This window comes from Methylorubrum extorquens (assembly GCF_024169925.1).
GTDB lineage: Bacteria > Pseudomonadota > Alphaproteobacteria > Rhizobiales > Beijerinckiaceae > Methylobacterium > Methylobacterium extorquens_A.
Genome location: NZ_JALJXF010000001.1, coordinates 3,777,282 through 3,796,068 on the forward strand (window position 1 = coordinate 3,777,282; position 18,787 = coordinate 3,796,068).

The following is an 18,787-nucleotide window of genomic DNA, read 5'->3' on the forward strand; positions in this document are numbered from 1 at the left end:
AGCCCGCCATGACCCGCCCCGACGACGACCTCCTGCGCCTGCCCGAGGGCAGCGCGCTGCCCTACCGCCCCTGCGTGGGGGTAACCCTGTTCCACCGCGACGGCCGCGTCTTCATCGGGCGGCGCAAGCGCGAGGCGGGCCCCGAACATGTCGATGGCGATCTCGCGTGGCAGATGCCGCAGGGCGGGATCGACGAGGGGGAAGAGCCCCTCGCCGCGGCGCTCCGCGAACTCCACGAAGAGACCAACGTGCCGGCCGACGCCGTCACGCTGCTCGGCGAAACCCGCGACTGGCTCGCCTACGATCTGCCGCCCGCGGTGATGAAGCAGGCCTGGAAGGGCCGCTACCGCGGCCAGCGCCAGAAATGGTTCGCCTTCGGCCTCACCGGCGACGCGTCGGTGATCGACGTGGAGGCCCCCGGCGGCGGCCATCACAAGCCCGAATTCGAGGCGTGGCGCTGGGAGCGGCTGGAAACGCTGCCGGACCTCATCGTTCCCTTCAAGCGCCCCGTCTACGAGGGCGTCGTCGCGGCCTTTTCCGGGCTGACGGGCTGGCATGGCGCCGGGGACAATGGGGCCGGGGACAACCCGGCATGATCCATCCGCGCATCCGCGGCTGATCCGATGCGGTGGTGGCTCATTCCCCTTCTCGCGGTGGCGGCTTGGTTCGCCTACACGCTGACGCCGTTCTGGTCGCTCTACGGCTTCGCTGCCGCGGTGCAGGCGGGCGACGCGGCAGCCGTGGAGCAGCGGGTCAACTTCCGCACGCTGCGCCTGTCGCTCGCGCGCCAGATCAGCGCCGCCGTGAAGGCCGACAGCAACGCCCTCGATCCGCGCGAGCGGCAGCGCATCGCCGACGCGGCGGCGGCGGTCGCACTCCCGATCATGGAATCGGCGCTGACGCCGAAGGCCGTGATCGACCTCCTCGACGACGGCTGGCCGCAGGGCGCCGACCTCGCCGCGCCGGCCGGCCGGCACGAGCGGCGCGACGGCCTGCGCATCCCCGATCTCAAGCGGCTGCTGCGCTACTATCTCGCCGCCGACATGCGCGGCTTCCGCTCCGTGCTGGTCGCCGTGCCGCCGGACCGGCCACGCCACGAGCAGTTCCGCATCCGCCTACGCCTGCGCGATTGGGGCTGGCGCCTCGTCGATATCGAGCTGTCCGACGACCTGCGCCGCCGCATCGCCGAGAAGGCGGCGGCCGCCGCCGCTCGGCTGCGCGACGGCCGCCCCAACCCCGACAAGACCGGGCCGGATGCCTCCCCGTCTCGCGAGCCGTAATCGACCCGGCACACAATTACGAAAGACCCTGGCTTTTAATCCGCCGCCCCCATAGGTGAATCGCCACCAACGGCCCCGCCTTTCGGAGCGCAGTCTTGAGCGAGCCCGCTGCCCCCCTCTCCGGAGCGGACGGATCGGTATCCGGGCCGGGCCGCCGCCTTGGCGCCGGCCTGCTGATCGCCACCCTCGGCGTCGTCTACGGCGATATCGGCACGAGCCCGCTCTACGCGCTGAAGGAGGCGGTGCGCGCCGCAAGTCCGGGCGGAAATCCGAGCCCGGTCGCAGTGACCGGCGCCGTCTCGCTGATCCTGTGGGCGCTGATCCTCGTCGTCTCGCTGAAATACGCGATCCTGATCTTGCGCGCCGACAACCGCGGCGAGGGCGGCATCGTCGCCATGCTGGCGCTGCTCGGCGCCCGCCATGCGCAACCCGGCTCGCGGCAGGCACTGCTGCTCGTGGTCGGCCTCGTCGGCGCCGCCCTGCTCTACGGCGACGGCGCGATCACCCCGGCGATCTCGGTGCTCTCGGCGGTGGAGGGCCTGCGGGTCGATGCGCCCGCCCTCGACCGCTTCATCGTCCCGATCACGCTGGTCATCCTCGTCGGCCTGTTCCTCGTGCAGCGCCAGGGGGCGGCCTTCATCGGCCGGATCTTCGGGCCGGTGATGCTGGTCTGGTTCCTTGTGCTGGCCGCCCTCGGCATCGGCGGCATCGTGCAGGCGCCGCAGATCCTGGCGGCGGTCAATCCGCTGCGCGCGGTCGAGTTCACGGCGCATGCCGGCCTGCATGTCGGCTTCACGATGCTGGGCGCGGCCTTCCTCGCCGTCACCGGCGGCGAGGCGATGTATGCCGATCTCGGCCATTTCGGCGCGCGGGCGATCCGCGTCGCGTGGTTCGTTCTCGTACTGCCGGCGCTGGTGATCCACTATTTCGGGCAGGGCGCGATCCTGTTGGTCGATCCGTCCGCGGCCGAGAACCCGTTCTACCGCCTGGCGCCGGGCGTCCTGCATTACCCGCTGATCGGGCTGGCCACGCTGGCCGCCGTCATCGCCTCACAGGCCGTGATCTCGGGGGTGTTCTCGCTGACCCGGCAATCGATCCAGCTCGGCTTCCTGCCGCCGCTGCGCATCGTCCACACCGCGCCCGACGAGAGCGGGCAGATCTATGTGCCGCTGGTGAACTGGTTGCTGGCCGCCGCGACGCTGGCGGCCGTTCTGATCTTCCGTTCCTCCGACGCGCTGGCCGGGGCCTATGGCATCGCCGTCTCGCTGCTGATGGCGATCACAACCCTGCTCGCCGGCCTCGTCGCCCGCAAATGGGGTTTCGGCTGGCCCATCGTGCTTGCGGTCAACGGCTTCTTCCTCGTGATCGACCTGATCTTCCTCTCGGCCAACAGCGTGAAGCTATTCGAGGGTGGCTGGTTTCCGCTGCTGCTGGCGGGTGCGATCGCCTTCCTGATGCTGACATGGCTCAAGGGCAACACCTGCCTGGAACAGGCGCGCACGGGCCTGCGCCCGCCGGAGGCACACTTCCTCGAGAGCCTCCGCCACGAGCCGCCGACGACCCTGCCGGGCTCGGCCGCCTTCCTGTCCTCGGCGACCGAAGGTATCCCGCTGCCGATGCTGCGCTTCGTCGAGCGCCTGGGCGCGCTGCACGCCCGCGTGCTGATCGTGACCGCCCTGTTCGAGGAGACGCCGACGGTGCCGCGCGAGGAGCGCGCCCGCGTCACCGAGATCACCCCCGACATCCGCCGCGTCGTGCTGCATTACGGCTTCATGCAATCGGCCTCGATCCCCGAGGGGTTGGATTGTGCCGTCGGCGCCGGCCTCCTGCCGAAGGAGTTCACCGAGGATCTCACCGTCTTCGTCGGCCACGAGACGATCATCCCCGTTTCCGACCAGCGCGGCATGTCGGACTGGCGCGAGGCGGTCTTCGCAGTGATGCAGAACAACGCCGAGCGCACCGGCGCCCATTTCTGCGTGCCGGCGCGGCAGGTGATCGAGATCGGCACCGAGATCGAGATTTGAGAGGCGGCTACTCGTCCGCCTGTCCCTTGCCCGTCATCCGGAGCTGCGAGGCGACGCATTCGCGGACCGCGTCCTCGATCTTGGCCTTCTGCGCATTGGAATAGCCCGCCACCTCGTCGATGCATTTGACGAAGTAGCCAGCCGTGAAGCTCTCGTTGACCGACACGAACGACTTGCCGAAGCGGGTCGCGAGTTGGAGGCGATCCATGGTCGAGCTCTGCCGCCACGCCTCCAGCGTGTCGGTCATCGACAGGGCGCTGGCGGCACCGGGCGCGAGGATCGCGGCAAGCAGAAGGATGGAGAAGCGGCGCATCATGCTGAAACCTCCCGAATGTCTTTTCTGTTTTTCCCGATCAGATTATCCGAACATTCCGCCCGATCCGACAATCGAGTTGGATGTACCGGCTGATCTCGCCAGATAAACCCTTCGGGACTGCCAGACAGCCGAACACCTGGATCGTTCTTCTTATTTTGTTCTGAGAGTTCGACGGATGCCCGCAGCGATGGCGGCGGGGGCTCATCTCACGGCGTCCAATGCGAAAACCCTGCGACGCGATGGATCAGGCGCCGGCCGCGCGCGGTCTCGCCGAACGGAGCGAGCTCCCAGGTCCAGGCCTGCTCTGGACGTCCGAGCCGCACGCCGTAGAGAAGGTCGTGCCGCGCGTGGACCTGCCCCTGCCGGTCCTCCTCGGTCTCGTCGATGTCGGTGACGAGACAGACACGCGCCGTCAGGCCCGCCAGCGCATCGAGATGGCCCTCGACGATCCGGCGGCCGAAGGCGTCGCCGTCCGCCGAGGTCCAGGCCCCGAGGGGACGGCGCGAGGCCTCCAGCCGTTCGACCGGGCGGATCGGCAGTTGCGAGAGGAGGTTGGCGGAGATGACGAGGCCGGTGCCGGGTTCGGCGCAGACCGGCGGCAGGCGGGGATCGAGATCGCGCGCCGCACCGGTCATCAGCGCCATCGCGCCGCTGAGATCCGCCGTCAGCGTCTCGACATGGGGGAAGGCGCGGATCGCGCGCCGGGTGGGCCGGAGATGCACGGCATCGATCAGCACCACCCGCCGGAAAGTTTTGGCGAGATCCGCCAACGGCACGTCGAGCAGGAGCCCGGAGCCCAGCACCACGGCGGTGTCGCGCCGCTCGGTGGCGGCGATGGCCGCGCGCATCACCGCCCGGCTCGCCTCCAGATGCGGCGCCCAGGCCCGGCGGCAGCGACGCGCCCGCGACATCAGCCAGATGCTGTCGCGCAGGTAGCCGAGCCGGCGCTGGGCCCGCGGCGCGGGCGTGGTGAGGAGATGCAGGAGATCGAGCAGCACGGGCCGGTGGCGTCCGGCACGGGGCCTCGCGTGTCAAGCCGCGTCACGTCTTGGTCGCGAACAGGAGCCAGAAGCTGCTGCCACTTCCGCCCAGACGTGATCCGGCCATGAATTCCCGCCCCGCCCGCCTCGCTGCGGCCCTGATCGCACTTTGCGCCGCCGTGGGTGTGGGGGTCGGCTTCTCCGCCGTGTTCGGCCGGACCGGCTCGATGCCGCTCGCGGCCTGGATCATGGCCGCCTACTTCACGAACCTCACCGGGCTCCTCGTCCTCGCGGTGTTCGGTGGGATCGCCCTGCGGGTGCCGGCCCTGGCCCAGCCCCGGCTCGTCGCCACGACCGTGCTCGCGACCCTGCTCGTCGGCCTCGTGCAGCGGTTGCTGCTCTACGGGGTCAGGACCCTGCGCGGCGGCGACCTCGTCGGCGATGTCCTGCTCCACCAAGCGCTGCCGGTGATGGTGCCGCTGTTCTGGCTCGCCTTCGTGCCGAAGGGGCGCCTTGCGCTGCGCGATCTCGCGCTGTTTGCGAGCTACCCGCTGATCTACCTCGGCTACACGCTCGTGCGCGGCGCCTACGACGCGCGCTATCCCTACCCGTTCCTCGATGTGGGCAAGATCGGCTGGGGGCCGGTGGCGGCCTATGCCGGGGCGATCGCGGCGGCCTTCCTCACGGTCGGATGGACACTGGTGCTCCTCGACCGGCGCCTCGCGCGGCGCAGGGCCGTGGCAGGATAGAGCGCTACCCCTCGAACAAAGTGGCGATCTCGCCGGGCCCCAGGATCCGGAACTCGCCCGCCGGCAAGTCCGCGGGGAGCGCCAGGCCGCCGACGCGGTCGCGGTGGAGGGCATCGACGTGGTTGCCGAGCGCGGCGAACATGCGCCGGACCTGATGGTAGCGGCCCTCGTGCAGGGTCACGGTGCAATGGGTCGGGCCGTCGGTCTCCATCTCCACCGGCAGGAGCGGCTTGTCCTCGTCCTCCAGCATCATCTCGCCCGAGGCGAGGATCGCGGTCTCGTCGCCCTGGAGCGGGCGGGCCAGGGTCACCCGATAGCGCTTGGACACCTTGGCCTTCGGCGCGATGATCCGATGCAGCAGCGCGCCGTCATCGGTCATCAGCAGGAGGCCCGAGGTCTCCTTGTCGAGGCGCCCGACGGTGGAGAGCGCCGGATCGCGCCGCCGCCAGCGCTCGGGCAGCAGGCTGTAGACCAGCGGCCCGACCTCCTTGTGCGAGCAGGTGACGCCGAGCGGCTTGTGCAGCATCAGGCAGAGACCCGGCAGCGGATCGAGCGCCTCGCCCTGCACCCGCATCCGGGCGGAGAGATCGGGCGCGAGCGGGATGCGCTGCGAGGCGTCCCGCAGGGCCTGCCCGTCGAGGCGGACGAGGCCGGCGCGGGCCAGCCCCTCGACCTCCCGGCGCGAGCCGTAGCCGAGATTGGCCAGCAGCCGGTCGAGGCGGAGCGCCTTCATTTACGCGCCTCGAACAGCTTGTAGCCCCCCTCCGTCGCCAGCGTCGTGACGGTACGGAAGGCGGCGCGCAGGGGCGCCTCGTAGGGCAGGTGGGTGTTGGCGACGAGATAGAGCGTTCCACTCGGCCGCAGCACCGCCGCCGCGCGGTTGATGAAGACTTGGCCGAGCGCCTGATCCTCGGAGCCGCCATCGTGGAAGGGCGGGTTGGTGACGACGAAGTCGAGGCCCGACAGGGCCGGCTCGGCGCTGCGCAGATCCGCCCAGTGCAGGGTGGCGCCGGGCTCGCCGACGTTGCGGCGGGCCATCTCGATGGCGCGGCGGTCGATGTCGATCAGGGCGAGCGACGCGACTTTCGGCGATTTCAGCACCGCACGGGCCAGGATGCCGAGGCCGCAGCCGAAATCAGCCCCGCGCCCCGAGAGCACGGGCAGATGCCGCAGCAGCAGGGCGCTGCCGGGATCGAGCCGGTCCCAGGAGAAGATTCCGGGCTGGGTGCAGAGCGCGAGGTTGTCGATGTGGCGCGGGGCGCCGCCCGCCAATGCGGCCTCAAGGCCGGCGGGCACCTCGGGACGCGTCGCCGTGCAGATGCGGTGATGGCGTCGCGGCTCGTCGGTGACGGCGCAGCCGAAGCCGCGCAGCTCCTTGGCGAGCCGGGTGCCACCCTTGTCCTTGGGCGCCATCGCCACCAGTCGCCCGCCGGGCCGCACGGCGCGGATCGCGAGCGCCAGGGCGTAGCGCCGCTCCGCCGTGCCGGGCGGGGCCAGCAACAGGGCTGAGTCGAGGCTCGCCTCGGCGACATCTTCCAGCCGCGCCGATCCGGGGATCAGCGGTGAGACCTGGGCGGCGTCCTCGGGCACCTCCGCGAGGTCTGCGGGAGGGAGGCCGTAGAGGATGGCCCGGATGTCGGAGTCGGTTTGGGGCATGGGGGTTGGCATTCAGGCTGCGGCCATCGGGAGCACGATCCGTCCAGCCCCCGCCCTCATCCTGAGGTGCCGACGCGGAGCGGCGGCCTCGAAGGATCGTCCAGATCCCGCGCGATCCCTGGAGGATCCGTCAAAGCCCGCTCGGGCGGGCACCTCAGGATGAGGGCGAGGATGGGATGGATGAGGGAATAGAGGTCAGCCCGTCGGGAATTCGAGGCCCATCTCGCGATAGCGCGCGGGATCGTCGGCCCAGTTCTCGCGGACCTTCACGTGCAGGAACAGGTGCACCTTGGCCTCGGCCACCTCGGTGATCTCGATGCGGGCCGCCTGCCCGATCGCCTTGATGGTCTGGCCGTTCTTGCCCAGCACGATCGAGCGCTGGCTCTCGCGCTCGACGAAGATCGTCTGCTCGATGCGCACCGATCCGTCGGGCCGCACCTGCCACTGGTCGGTCTCGACGGTGGAGCGGTAGGGCAATTCCTCGTGCAAGCGGTCGTAGATCTTTTCCCGGGTGATCTCGGCGGCCAGCATGCGTAGCGGCGCGTCGGAGATCTGGTCCTCGGGGTAGAGCCATGGGCTCGGCGGCATCCGCGCGGCCAGCGCCTTGCGCAGGTCGGCGACACCGTCGCCCTTGAGCGCCGAGATCAGGAAGGTGTCCTCGAACGGCACCATCGCGTTGAGCTTTGCCACCAATTCGAGCAGGCGCTCGCGGGCGATCAGGTCGATCTTGTTGAGGATCAGGATCTTGGGCCGCTTCACCTCAGGCAGGCGGCGCAGGATGGTCTCGACCTCCTCGTCCGCACCTTTCCGGGCATCGATCAGCAGGCAGATCGCATCGGCATCTGCAGCGCCGCTCCAGGCGGAGTGCACCATGGCCCGGTCGAGGCGGCGCTTCGGGGCGAAGATGCCGGGCGTGTCCACCAGCACGATCTGCGCCTCGCCCTCCATGACGATGCCGCGCACCAGCGCCCGCGTCGTCTGGACCTTTCGCGAGACGATCGAGACCTTGGCGCCGACGAGGGCGTTGAGCAGGGTCGACTTGCCGGCATTCGGCACGCCGATCAGCGCGACGAAGCCCGCACGCGTCCCTTCCTGCGTCGCTTGCTGCACGTCCGGCCGCTGTTCCTGCGGGGCGCCGTCTTCGTCAGCCTCGTGTTCCGGCTCGTGCTCAGACATCCGATTCGACCATCCGCGACCTAAACACCTGATCCATCCTGTCCTTGCGTCCCACCGATGCCCTCGCGGGCGAGCACGGCACGAGCCGCCTCCTGCTCCGCGACGCGCTTCGAGGCGCCCTCGCCATATCCGGGTTCGATGCCTTCGACCCGCGCCGCGATCCGGAAGACCGGGGCGTGGTCGGGCCCGGAGCGCTCCACCACCTCGTAGACCGGGATCGCGAGGCTGCGCGCCATCGCCCATTCCTGCAAGGCCGATTTCGCATCGCGCCCGCGCGGGGCCGCGGTTTCCTCGCCGGGGCGGAAGGCGCGCTGCACGATCGCCCGCGTCGCCTCATAGCCGGCGTCGAGGAACACCGCGCCGAGAATCGCCTCGCAGACATCGGCCAGAATGGTCTGGTTGCGCCGCCCGCCGGTCTGGATCTCGCCGGGGCCGAGATTGAGATGCGGCCCGACCTCCCAGGCCTCGGCCACCACGGCACAGGTCTCGCGCCGCACGAGGCCGGCCAGACGCCGCGACAGCTCGCCCTCCTCCGCGCCCGGCAGGGCCTTGTACAGCGTCTCGGCGACCGCGAGCCCGAGCACCCGGTCGCCCAAGAATTCGAGGCGCTGATAGCTGCCGACCCGGCCGGAGGGACCAGCCTTGCTCACATGGGTGAGCGCCAGCGGCAGCAAGGTGGGATCGGCGAAGACGTGGCCGATGCGCGCCTCCAGCACCGCGAGGCTCGGCCGGGGACGATGCGCGCGCCGGGCGCGGCTGGAGCGAGCGGCGCCTTCGCCGTCCTCGCTCATCGCCCTCTTCCCCAAGGGAGAGGGGCGGATCGTCCCGTCGCTGTCACGTTCGTCAGGAGGTCAGTGAATCGTCGAGAAGATGCGGCCCCAGCGCACGTCCGACGGCCAGCGCCAGATCTGCCAGGCGGGGGTGCGCTCGTCGATGGAGAAGAAGATCATCTCGGCGCGGCCGACGAAGTTCTCGAACGGCACGTAGCCGACGCTGGCGAGGTCGCGCGAATCCGTGGAGTTGTCGCGGTTGTCGCCCATCATGAAGAAGTGACCGGCCGGCACCGTGTAGACCTCGGTGTTGTCCCAGAAGCCGCGGTCGCCATCGCGCTCGATCACCCGGTGCGTCACGCCGCCCGGCAGCGTCTCGTTGTACTGGGCGACCTTCACCGTCTGGTCGAAGGCATCGAGCGTCTCGTAATCGGCGATGCGCTCGCGCTTGACCGGCTTGCCGTTGATGTTGAGCACGCCCTCGATCACTTGGATCTTGTCGCCGGGCAGGCCAATCACGCGCTTGATGTAGTCGGTCGAATTATCCTTCGGCAACTTGAAGACGGCGATGTCGCCGCGCTTCGGCTCGGCGCCCCAGACCCGCCCATTCGCCTGGAACGGCAGGTACTCGGAGAGCGGCAAGGAGTATTTCGAGTAGCCGTAGGTGTATTTCGAGACGAACAGGTAGTCGCCGATCAGCAGCGTCGGGATCAGCGAGCCCGAGGGGATGTTGAACGGCTGGAACAGCAGCGTGCGCACCACGAGCGCGATGAGCAGCGCCTGCACGCCGACTTTCACGGTTTCCCGGATGCTCGCCCAGGTTCCGGGCTCGGCCGGCCGGATCTCCGTCTTGCCCTCGCGATCCAAGCGCGCGCGTCCCATGCTCATGAGTGAAACAGCCTCCGGCCCCGCCGTAAGATCGGCAGCCGCGTCCCACGTGGCGGTGGCTGTCCTGCTGGGCGGCGGGTCTAGACTATGCTGCGCCGCCCCGCAACGCAGGGGATGTGCAGATACAAACCTATGATGTCGCGGTAATCGGCACCGCCTCGATGATCACGAAGGCTTGTGCGAGAGGCGGCTCATCGGTCAGCGTGAGGTGCAGCCGCGCCTCGTAACCCTCCGGAACCATGCGGGCGAGGTGTTCCCGCGCACCGCCGCTCAAATTGAGCGTCGGCTGGCCGCTGGGCAGGTTGACCACCTCCATGTCGCGCCAGAACACGCCCTGGCTCATGCCGGTGCCGAGCGCCTTGGCGCAAGCCTCCTTGGCGGCGAAGCGCCGCGCGTAGGACGGGCCGCGGGCGGCCCGCCGGTCGCATTTCGCCCGCTCGCCGTCGGTGAAGACGCGATGGGTGAAGCGTTCGCCGAAGCGTTCGAGCGAGGACTCGATGCGGCGGATGTCGCAGAGATCGGTGCCGATGCCGAGGATCACGGCTCGGCCTGCCGACGCGCCCGGTCCATCGCCGCGCGCATGTCGTGAACCGCCTGCCGCAGGCCGACGAAGATCGCCTCGGCGATCAGGGCGTGGCCGATGTTCAGCTCGCGGATCTGCGGCAGCGCCGCCACCGGGCCGACGCTCTCCACGGTGAGGCCGTGACCGGCATGGATCTCGAGGCCGAGCCCGGCGCCGTGCGCGCTGGCCCGCACGATGCGGCCGAGTTCGTGCGCGATTCTCGTTTGATCGCCCTCGATCACCGCCTCGCAATAGGAGCCGGTATGCAGCTCGACCACGGGCGCGTGCAGGGCGTGGGCCGCCTCCATCACCGCCTCGTCGGGTTCGACGAACAGCGAGACGCGGATGCCGGCCTCCGACAGCGTGGCGATGCGCGGGGCCAGATGCGCGCGGCCGGAGATGATGTCGAGGCCGCCCTCGGTGGTGCGCTCCTCGCGCTTCTCCGGCACGAGGCAGGCGGCATGCGGCCGGGTGGCGAGCGCGATGCCGACCATCTCGTCGGTCGCCGCCATTTCGAGGTTGAGCGGCACCGGCAGTTTCCTGAGCGCCGCGATGTCGGCGTCGCGGATATGGCGGCGATCCTCGCGCAAATGCGCGGTGATGCCGTCGGCACCCGCCGCCACGGCCTCGTGGGCGGCGCGCACCGGATCGGGCGCGAGCCCGCCGCGGGCGTTGCGGACGGTGGCGACGTGATCGATGTTCACGCCCAGGCGCAGGGACGACACGGCTGGCTTTCCGATACTCGGCGGATCGAAGGGCTGCCGGTGTAGCGGCTGCCGCCGGTGCTTGGAAGGGTCCCGGGTGGCGGCACCGCGCTGCGGCTCGCCGTCGCCGTCCTGGTCCTGCTGCCGGCGACCCTGCTGCTCACCCGGCCGGACGCCCGGCCTTTCGCGGAGATGAGCACGCTCGATCCGATCCTGCGGCGCAAGGGCCACGAGGTCCAACACGCCTGTCCTCGACGTCAGCCGGCGCGGCGACACGCAGATCCGGATGGTCGTGCGGGACGACGGCCACGGCATCCCGCGGGAAAACCTGCGGCGGATCTTCGACCCGTTCTTCACCACCGGACGCGACAAGGACAGCACCTGGCTCGGCCTGCACATCGCCGACAATCTCGTCGTCTCGACCCTGCGCGGGCAGATCGCCATCGAAAGCGAGGAAGGTGTCGGAACACGGGTGACGATCGACCTTCCCGTGACGGTGCCGTGATACTGTCCTGATCCGCATGGATCCGTGCGGCGGTGCGAACAGTTGCGTGCGCCGCTTCAATGCCCAGATTGGCCCCGCCGGCCCGACCGGCGACGAAACGCTCGAGCCCGCATGCACGGCACGCTGTCCCAGCCGGATTCTTCGAAGCCGGTCCCCGCCTCCCGTCTGCCGCTCACCCTCCGGCTGGCCCTGCGCGAGCTGCGCGGCGGGCTCTCGGGCTTTCGGGTGTTCATCGCCTGCATCGCGCTCGGCGTGGCGGCGATCAGCGGCGTCACCTCGATCGCCGCCTCGCTCTCCGGCGGGCTCGGGCGCGAGGGCCGGCGGATTCTCGGCGGCGACATCACCTACAGCCTGATCAACCGCGAGGCGACGCCGGCCGAGCGGGCCGTGCTGGAGGGGCAGGCGCCGGTCTCGGAGGTCGCGAGCCTGCGCGCCATGGCGGTGGCGGGCGATGGCGGCGCGGCCCTGGTCGAGTTGAAGGCGGTCGATCCGAGCTATCCGGCAGTCGGCACGGTCGAGACGGACCCGCAGGCGCCGGTGCAGGATCTCATCGCGGAACGGGACGGCGTTTTCGGCGCGGCGGCCGACCCGGCCTTGCTGACCCGGCTCGGGCTCAAGCCCGGCGACCGGGTGACGCTCGGCGGCTTTCCCATCGAGATCCGCGCCGCCCTCGCCTCGGAACCCGACCGGATCGGCTCCGGCATCGGATTCGGGCCGCGCCTGCTCGTCTCGCTCGCCGCGCTGCGCGCCACCGGCCTGATCCAACCCGGCAGCCTCAACCGCTTCACCTACCGCCTGCAGATGCCCGGCGCCGACGACGCGCGCCTGACGGCGGTCAACGCGGCGGTGCAGAAGGCCCTGCCCGAGGCCGGCTTCGAGATGCGCGCGCGTGACAACGCTGATCCGCGCTTCGCCAAGGGCATCGAGCGCTTCACGCAGTTCCTGACGCTCGTCGGACTCACCGCGCTGATCGTCGGCGGGGTCGGCGTGGCGAATGCCGCGCGCGCTTTCGTCGATGGCAAGCAGGCCTCGATCGCCACCCTCAAGAGCGTCGGCGCGCCGGGCTCGCAGGTGGTCGCGCTCTACCTGATCCAGGTGATGCTGATCGCCGCGATCAGCACCGTGCTCGGCCTCGCCGTCGGCGCGGCCCTACCGTTCCTTCTCGACCTTGCACTCCGCGACCAGCTTCCGCTGCCGCTCAACCCCGAGATCGCCCCGGCCCGCCTCGCTCTGGCGGCGGCCTACGGGCTGCTGACGGCGCTCGCCTTCGCGATCCTGCCGCTCGGCCGCGCCCACGACGTCTCCGTCGCCGGGCTGTTTCGCGATGCCGTCGATCCGTCCGCGCGCCGCCCGCGCTGGCGCTACCTCGCGGTGCTCGCCGCCGCCCTGCTTGCGCTCGCGGGCCTTGCCCTCGTCACCGCTTTCGACCGCAAGGTGGCGCTGATCTTCATGGCGGCCGCCGCGCTTGCCTTCGGGGCCTTACGCCTCGTCGCGGCGGGACTGATGGCCGGGGCCGCCCGTCTGCCGCGGCCGAAGGGCATGGTGCCGCGCATGGCTTTGGCCAACCTGCACCGTCCCGGTGCCCTGACCCCGGCGGTGGTGCTCTCGCTCGGCCTCGGCACGACGCTGCTGGTGACGCTCAGCGCCATCGACAGCAACATCACCCGCGCGCTCGAAAGCTCACTTCCGGGCCGGGCCCCGAGCCTGTTCTTCCTCGACGTGCCCTCGCGTGAGGCGGACGCGTTCTCCGCCTTCCTCGGTGCCCGCGCGCCCGACGCCAAGATCGAGCGGGTGCCGATGATGCGCGGACGGATCACGGCGCTGAACGGCGTACCGGCCGGCCAGATCAAGCCGCCGGAAGACGCCGCCTGGGTGCTCGACGGCGACCGGGGCATCACCTACGCCGAGACCCCGCCGGACGGCTCGTCGATCGTCGAGGGGGCGTGGTGGAGCGCGGACGAGGCGCGCCAGCCGCTCGTCTCCTTCGATCTCGAACTGGCGCGCGCCCTCGGGCTCAAGGTCGGCGGCACGGTGACCGTCAACGTGCTCGGCCGCCCGATCACTGCGCGGGTCGCCAACCTGCGCCAGATCGAGTGGCGCTCGCTCGGCATCAACTTCGTGATGGTGTTCTCCCCCGGCACCTTCCGCGGCGCGCCGCATGCCGACCTCGCGACCCTGACGCTCCCCAACGGGCCTGACCCGAAGCTGGAAGCCGAGGTGGTGCGTGATGCGGCGAAGGCCTTCCCCTCGGTGACGAGCGTGCGGGTGAAGGACGCGCTCGATGCCGTCAACGACCTCGTGCACAAGCTGGTCCTGGCGATCCGCGGCGCCAGCGTCGTCGCGGTGATCGCGAGCCTTCTGGTTCTGGCCGGCGCGCTCGCCGCCGGCCACCGCGCCCGGCTCTACGACGCGGTGGTGCTGAAGGTTCTCGGCGCCACGCGGATGCGCCTGCTCTCGGCTTACGCCCTGGAATACGGCGCCCTCGGGCTCATTACCGCGCTGTTCGGCATCCTGGCCGGATCGGTTGCGGGCTGGGTGATCGTCTCCCGGGTGATGCGCCTCGACTTCGCGCCCGACCCGGCCGGAGCGCTGGCGGTTGCCGGTTTCGCCGTCGTCTTCGCCGTCGTGGTGGGGCTGGCGGGGACGTGGCGCATCCTCGGCCAGCGGCCGGCTCCCTATCTGCGCCAGTTCTGAAAATAGGTCGCCACGATTGAACGGGATTTTTCATCCCGATCGATCGGCAAAAATCTTCGTTATTCCGGGAGGTTGAAAACGCGGCCGCACGCTGAGGGCCCACTTGTTTATGGTTCTTCAAGCGAACATATTCGAGCCTAAGGCGCGTTCGATGCGCCAGGGGTCGCGCGTGGACCCCGTCACAACTCCGCGCCGAGAGGTTTCAAGGGAAACTTTCATGGCATTCGACAACAGCCCGTTCCGCGCCGGCGCCCAGCCGCAGGGGTACGCCGGCTCTCAGGTCGAAGTCGACCAGGGCCTGCGCAGCTTCATGCTGGGCGTCTACAACAACATGGTCGTCGGCCTCGGGATCTCCGGTCTCGTGGCGCTCGCCCTCAACATGGCCGCCGTCGCGCAGACCGGTGCCGGCCGTGTCGCCCTGACTCCGTTCGGGCAGTTCCTCTACAACAGCCCCTTCAAGTGGGTGCTGATGCTGGCGCCGCTCGCCTTCATCTTCGTGTTCTCGTTCCGGATGGACCGCATGTCGGCCTCGTCCGCACGCATGATGTTCTGGGCGTTCGCGGCGGTGATGGGCGCCTCGATGTCCACCCTGTTACTCGTGTTCACGGGTGGCAGCGTGGTGCGGGTGTTCTTCATCACGGCGGCGACCTTCGCGGGCCTGAGCCTCTACGGCTACACCACGAAGCGTAGCCTGTCGGGCATGGGCTCGTTCCTGATCATGGGCCTGATCGGCATCATCATCGCTTCGCTGGTGAACCTCTTCCTGGCCTCTTCCGCGCTTCAGTTCGCGATCTCGGTGCTCGGCGTTCTCATCTTCGCCGGCCTGACCGCCTACGACACGCAGAAGCTCAAGGAGATGTACCTCTACAGCGGCTTCGATGCCGAGGGCGCGGCCAAGATGTCCATCAACGGCGCCCTGACGCTGTATCTGGACTTCATCAACATGTTCCAGTTCCTGCTCTCGCTGCTCGGCGACCGCCGCTAAGCGACGACGCAGATTCCGAAACGAGAGAGCCCCGGCCGAAAGGTCGGGGCTTTTTCGTGCGCGCTATCGCCGGAACGCCCGTCCCGCAGTCCTGCTGGCCGCACGAGCTGTCGGCAGGCCGCGCGGTGGCCGACGAATCTCGGAAAATGAAGGCCGTCAGCGGCCCTCTTCCACCGCCTCGCACACCAAGGGCGGCGGCGCTTCGACACCGCGCCAGCGGCCGTAGGACCAGGGCCGGTGCCATGCGGCCCGCTCCGGCAGATGTTCGGGGACGAGGTCGATGCCGTGTGTGCCGAACGGACCGCAGCGGCAGATGCGGGCAAAGCCGATCCAGCCGCCGGCCCAGAGGCCATGCCGCTGGATCGCCTCATCGGTATAGGCCGAGCAGGATGGCCAGTGCCGACAATGGCGCCCGACCAACCCGGAAAGCGTGAGCTGGTAGGCGCGGATCGCCCCATGCGCCGCCCGGCGAATCATGCGGCTTCGGGCGCGCCGGAGCCTTTGCGGGCGGCGATCTGGTCGAGGGCGTCCACCACGGCGTCGAAGGTCAGGAGTGTGGAGGCGTGACGGGCTCGAAAGTCGCGCACCGGTTCCAGCACGGAAAGATCCGCCCATTCGCCCTCCGGCGCGGGACCGTTCTCCTTCAGCATCGCCCGCATCCGGGCGCGAACCGCACGCAACTCCTCGGCCGTCGCGCCGACGACATGGCGGGCCATCAGCGAGGAGGAGGCCTGCCCGAGGGCGCAGGCCTTCACGTCATGGGCGAAGTCGGCGACCGTGACGCCGTCCGCCTCCAGACTCAGATCGACGGTGACGGTCGAGCCGCACAATTTGGAATGGGCCGTGGCGGTGGCGTCCGGCGCCGCCAGCCGGCCGAGGCGGGGAATGTCGGCGGCCAGTTCCAGGATGCGGCGGTTGTAGATGTCGTCGATCATCGCTGACACGCCTTTCGCGGCGCCTGTTCGAGTGAGGTCGCAGGATTCGTTGCGCCAGATACGCATGCCATGCATTGCGCGACGGCGCGATTGCGACGATATAGGCGCGACACCGCCATTCCGCGAGAATGGTACCGTCGACCCCGGTCACGCCCTGGCCCAGGATTCGGATCGTTCGAGGGCGTCGGCACTTGAGCTTTTAAGACGCCGGGACGGATCGACGATGTACGCCAAGCCCGACAGCACCACCTTGAAGGCGCGTGTGGCGAAGGCCGGAGATGCCATGGATGCCGCTCTCAAATCCCTGTCCTACGGCATGAGCGACGACGAGCGACGCATGAGTTCGGTCGGCCTACAAGGAATGCGCGGCGCCAACGATCCGGGCCGTCCCGACATCGCCCCCGACATCGCGCCCCTGCCCGAATCGGCCCAGCGGGTGCCGAACGAGGTGGCGCTCGGCCGCCCGAGCCGGCAGGAGGCGGAGGCCGCCGTGCGCACGCTCCTGCGTTGGGCCGGCGACGACCCGACCCGCGAGGGGCTGATCGACACCCCCGCCCGGGTGGTGAAGGCCTATGAGCAGATCTTCGGCGGCTACCGCGCCGACGCGGACGCGCTCTTGGAGCGGGTTTTCGAGGAAGTCGAGGGCTACTCCGACGCCGTACTGGTGCGCGACATCCCGTTCTATTCCCACTGCGAGCACCACATGGTGCCGTTCATGGGGCTCGCCCACATCGCCTACTACCCCACGAAGGGCGTGGTCGGCCTCTCCAAGCTCGCCCGCGTGGTCGATGCCTTCGCCCGTCGCCTGCAGACGCAGGAGACCATGACCGCGCAGATCGCCGACACGATCGAGAGCATCCTTCAGCCGCGCGGCTGCGCGGTGATGATCGAGGCCGAGCATCTCTGCATGGCGATGCGCGGCGTGCAGAAGGCCGGCGTCTCCACTATCACCACGCAGTTCCGTGGCATCTACAAGAACGATCCGTCCGAGCAGGTCCGCTTCCTGACTTTCGTCCGGAACCCGAAGGGCTGAGACGTATCAGCCTGCGATCATGACCGACCGATTCGCTTCCCCCGGCACCCGCGCCGAGATCGAGGAAGGCGCGGGGCTCACGCCGCGCTTCGGCCCCGACGGCCTCGTGGCCTGCATCGCCGTCGATGCGGGGGACGGGCGCGTGCTGATGCTCGCACACATGAACGCCGAGGCCCTCGCCCGCACCCTGGAGACCGGCGAGGCATGGTACTGGTCGCGCTCCCGCAGTGAACTCTGGCACAAGGGCGCGACCTCCGGGCAGATCCAGCGGGTCGTGGAGATGCGGGTCGATTGCGATCAGGACGCGATTCTGATCCGGGTGGACGTCGCCGGCGACGGCGGCTGCTGCCATACCGGCCGCCGCTCCTGCTTCTACCGCGCGGTCGAGCGCGATCCTGCCACCGGCACCCCTACCCTCGTCCCTGCCGACCCGGATCGATGATGTTCGAGGCGTCCCGTTCCACCGTGCCCCATTTTCCGGAAGGGGCCGTGGAACCGGTGGCGCCGCGCTTCCGCTCCCCCCGCATCGGTCTGGCACTCGGCGGCGGCTCCGCCCGCGGCTGGTCGCATATCGGCGTGATCGAGGGGTTGGAGGAAGCCGGGATCTTCCCGGAGGTGGTTGCGGGCTGCTCCATCGGTGCCGTGGTCGGCGGGGCCTACGCCGCGGGCCGCATCGGCGCCCTCAAGGCGTTCGCACTCTCGCTCACCCGCCGCCGGGTGGTCGGCCTGCTCGACCCGCGCATCACCGGATCCGGCCTGATCGCGGGCGAGCGCCTGCGCCGCCGTCTCGCACGCGAACTCGACGGTTTCCGCATCGAGGATCTGCGTCTTGCCTTCGCCAGCGTGGCGACCGAACTCGGCACCGGCCACGAGGTGTGGTTGTCCCGCGGCCCCCTGGTCGAGGCGGTGCGGGCTTCCTACGCCATCCCCGGCATCTTCCCGCCGGTCGCGCTCGAAGGGCGCCTGCTGATGGACGGGACGCTGGTGAATCCGGTGCCCGTCCGCTTGGCACGCGAACTCGGCGCCGACCTCGTCATCTGCGTGAATCTCGCGGGCGAGACGCGCGCGCCCGCGACGGTGATCCGTCCCGAGCGGGACGATCCCGTGTACGACCCTCCCGACGAGCCGGTCGAGCGTGCGATCGAGCAGACGCTGGAGGCCACCATGCGCCGCCGGGGCCGCTGGGGGCTGCTGAGCGGCGCGAGCCGCCGCCTCATGGGCCGCCGCAGACCGGCGCCAGCGCCATCCGCCGTCCCGCCGAGCCCCGGCGTCGCGCGGGTCATGCTCGACGCGTTCAACATCACCCAGGATCGGATCTCACGGGCACGGCTCGCGAGCGAACCGCCGGACGTGGCGATCCGGCCGCTTCTTGCCGAGTTCGGACAGTTCGAGTTCCACCGGGCGGCCGACGGAATCGCCCTCGGCCGTCAGGCGGTGCGGACGGCCCTGCCCGAGATCCGGCGCATGATCGAGGGCGCGGCGGCGCGCGGTTAAGGCCGCCGCGAGTGATACGAGCCCCGATTCCCGCCT

21 protein-coding genes are annotated in these 18,787 nt (G+C 69.9%); 10 read left to right on the plus strand and 11 right to left on the minus strand.

Annotated features, from left to right (window positions below; translation table 11 throughout):
* Positions 1-8 precede the first annotated feature (8 nt).
* From J2W78_RS17615 to J2W78_RS17625, 3 genes are all read left to right on the plus strand, one after another.
* Positions 9-596, plus strand: coding sequence for an RNA pyrophosphohydrolase (locus J2W78_RS17615; RefSeq protein ID WP_253372594.1), 588 nt, complete (start codon positions 9-11; stop codon positions 594-596).
* Positions 597-623: 27 nt separating this feature from the next.
* Positions 624-1,280, plus strand: coding sequence for a DUF2939 domain-containing protein (locus tag J2W78_RS17620; RefSeq protein ID WP_253372596.1), 657 nt, complete (start codon positions 624-626; stop codon positions 1,278-1,280).
* A 95-nt stretch (positions 1,281-1,375) separates the two neighbouring features.
* A complete protein-coding gene (locus tag J2W78_RS17625) occupies positions 1,376-3,304 on the plus strand; it encodes a potassium transporter Kup (protein WP_253372598.1) in 1,929 nt (642 codons plus the stop codon).
* A gap of 7 nt (positions 3,305-3,311) precedes the next feature.
* On the opposite strand, the gene J2W78_RS17630 is transcribed toward J2W78_RS17625, so the two are convergent.
* The gene (locus tag J2W78_RS17630) at positions 3,312-3,620 is read right to left on the minus strand and encodes a hypothetical protein (RefSeq protein WP_253372599.1); all 309 of its coding nucleotides are present in this window, start codon (positions 3,618-3,620) and stop codon (positions 3,312-3,314) included.
* Between the two features lie 206 nt (positions 3,621-3,826).
* Entirely contained in the window at positions 3,827-4,618 is a 792-nt protein-coding gene (locus tag J2W78_RS17635) for a hypothetical protein (protein ID WP_253372601.1), read from the minus strand.
* Positions 4,619-4,725: 107 nt separating this feature from the next.
* Here J2W78_RS17635 and J2W78_RS17640 point away from each other — a divergent pair, with 107 nt between their 5' ends.
* Complete coding sequence (locus tag J2W78_RS17640) at positions 4,726-5,349, plus strand: Pr6Pr family membrane protein (protein WP_253372603.1); 624 nt, start codon at positions 4,726-4,728, stop codon at positions 5,347-5,349.
* A 4-nt stretch (positions 5,350-5,353) separates the two neighbouring features.
* On the opposite strand, the gene J2W78_RS17645 is transcribed toward J2W78_RS17640, so the two are convergent.
* From J2W78_RS17645 to J2W78_RS17675, 7 genes are all read right to left on the minus strand, one after another.
* The gene (locus tag J2W78_RS17645) at positions 5,354-6,082 is read right to left on the minus strand and encodes a pseudouridine synthase (protein ID WP_253372605.1); all 729 of its coding nucleotides are present in this window, start codon (positions 6,080-6,082) and stop codon (positions 5,354-5,356) included.
* Positions 6,079-7,005: a class I SAM-dependent methyltransferase gene (locus tag J2W78_RS17650; protein ID WP_253372607.1), complete on the minus strand. Its 927-nt coding sequence runs from the start codon at positions 7,003-7,005 to the stop codon at positions 6,079-6,081. Before J2W78_RS17650 ends, J2W78_RS17645 begins: the two co-directional genes overlap by 4 nt.
* 195 nt (positions 7,006-7,200) lie before the next feature.
* Positions 7,201-8,181, minus strand: a complete 981-nt coding sequence (gene era / locus J2W78_RS17655; RefSeq protein ID WP_253372609.1) for a GTPase Era — start codon at positions 8,179-8,181, stop codon at positions 7,201-7,203.
* Positions 8,182-8,201: 20 nt separating this feature from the next.
* The gene (rnc, locus tag J2W78_RS17660; RefSeq protein WP_253372610.1) at positions 8,202-8,972 is read right to left on the minus strand and encodes a ribonuclease III; all 771 of its coding nucleotides are present in this window, start codon (positions 8,970-8,972) and stop codon (positions 8,202-8,204) included.
* Between the two features lie 60 nt (positions 8,973-9,032).
* Positions 9,033-9,839, minus strand: coding sequence for a signal peptidase I (gene lepB / locus J2W78_RS17665; RefSeq protein ID WP_253372611.1), 807 nt, complete (start codon positions 9,837-9,839; stop codon positions 9,033-9,035).
* Positions 9,840-9,969: 130 nt separating this feature from the next.
* Positions 9,970-10,380: a holo-ACP synthase gene (acpS, locus tag J2W78_RS17670; protein ID WP_253372613.1), complete on the minus strand. Its 411-nt coding sequence runs from the start codon at positions 10,378-10,380 to the stop codon at positions 9,970-9,972.
* Positions 10,377-11,126, minus strand: a complete 750-nt coding sequence (locus tag J2W78_RS17675; RefSeq protein WP_253372615.1) for a pyridoxine 5'-phosphate synthase — start codon at positions 11,124-11,126, stop codon at positions 10,377-10,379. The genes acpS and J2W78_RS17675 overlap by 4 nt, the downstream gene beginning before the upstream one ends.
* 265 nt (positions 11,127-11,391) lie before the next feature.
* Here J2W78_RS17675 and J2W78_RS17680 point away from each other — a divergent pair, with 265 nt between their 5' ends.
* From J2W78_RS17680 to J2W78_RS17690, 3 genes are all read left to right on the plus strand, one after another.
* A complete protein-coding gene (locus J2W78_RS17680) occupies positions 11,392-11,610 on the plus strand; it encodes an ATP-binding protein (protein WP_253372617.1) in 219 nt (72 codons plus the stop codon).
* 111 nt (positions 11,611-11,721) lie between these two features.
* Positions 11,722-14,304, plus strand: a complete 2,583-nt coding sequence (locus J2W78_RS17685; protein WP_253372619.1) for an ABC transporter permease — start codon at positions 11,722-11,724, stop codon at positions 14,302-14,304.
* 217 nt (positions 14,305-14,521) lie between these two features.
* A complete protein-coding gene (locus J2W78_RS17690; RefSeq protein ID WP_253372621.1) occupies positions 14,522-15,289 on the plus strand; it encodes a Bax inhibitor-1/YccA family protein in 768 nt (255 codons plus the stop codon).
* Positions 15,290-15,445: 156 nt separating this feature from the next.
* On the opposite strand, the gene yidD is transcribed toward J2W78_RS17690, so the two are convergent.
* Together yidD and J2W78_RS17700 are read right to left on the minus strand one after the other, a co-directional pair.
* Positions 15,446-15,766 (minus strand): membrane protein insertion efficiency factor YidD, encoded by a 321-nt coding sequence (yidD, locus tag J2W78_RS17695; protein ID WP_253372623.1) that lies wholly within the window; start codon positions 15,764-15,766, stop codon positions 15,446-15,448.
* A complete protein-coding gene (locus J2W78_RS17700; RefSeq protein WP_253372625.1) occupies positions 15,763-16,224 on the minus strand; it encodes an iron-sulfur cluster assembly scaffold protein in 462 nt (153 codons plus the stop codon). The genes yidD and J2W78_RS17700 overlap by 4 nt, the downstream gene beginning before the upstream one ends.
* A 223-nt stretch (positions 16,225-16,447) precedes the next feature.
* On the opposite strand from J2W78_RS17700, the gene folE reads away from it, so the two are divergent.
* The 3 genes from folE to J2W78_RS17715 are packed head-to-tail and all read left to right on the plus strand — an operon-like array spanning position 16,448 to position 18,751.
* Positions 16,448-17,257 (plus strand): GTP cyclohydrolase I FolE, encoded by an 810-nt coding sequence (gene folE, locus J2W78_RS17705; RefSeq protein ID WP_253372627.1) that lies wholly within the window; start codon positions 16,448-16,450, stop codon positions 17,255-17,257.
* Positions 17,258-17,276: 19 nt separating this feature from the next.
* Positions 17,277-17,699 (plus strand): phosphoribosyl-AMP cyclohydrolase, encoded by a 423-nt coding sequence (gene hisI, locus J2W78_RS17710; RefSeq protein WP_253372629.1) that lies wholly within the window; start codon positions 17,277-17,279, stop codon positions 17,697-17,699.
* A complete protein-coding gene (locus tag J2W78_RS17715) occupies positions 17,696-18,751 on the plus strand; it encodes a patatin-like phospholipase family protein (RefSeq protein WP_253372631.1) in 1,056 nt (351 codons plus the stop codon). Before hisI ends, J2W78_RS17715 begins: the two co-directional genes overlap by 4 nt.
* The last annotated feature ends 36 nt before the right edge of the window (positions 18,752-18,787 follow it).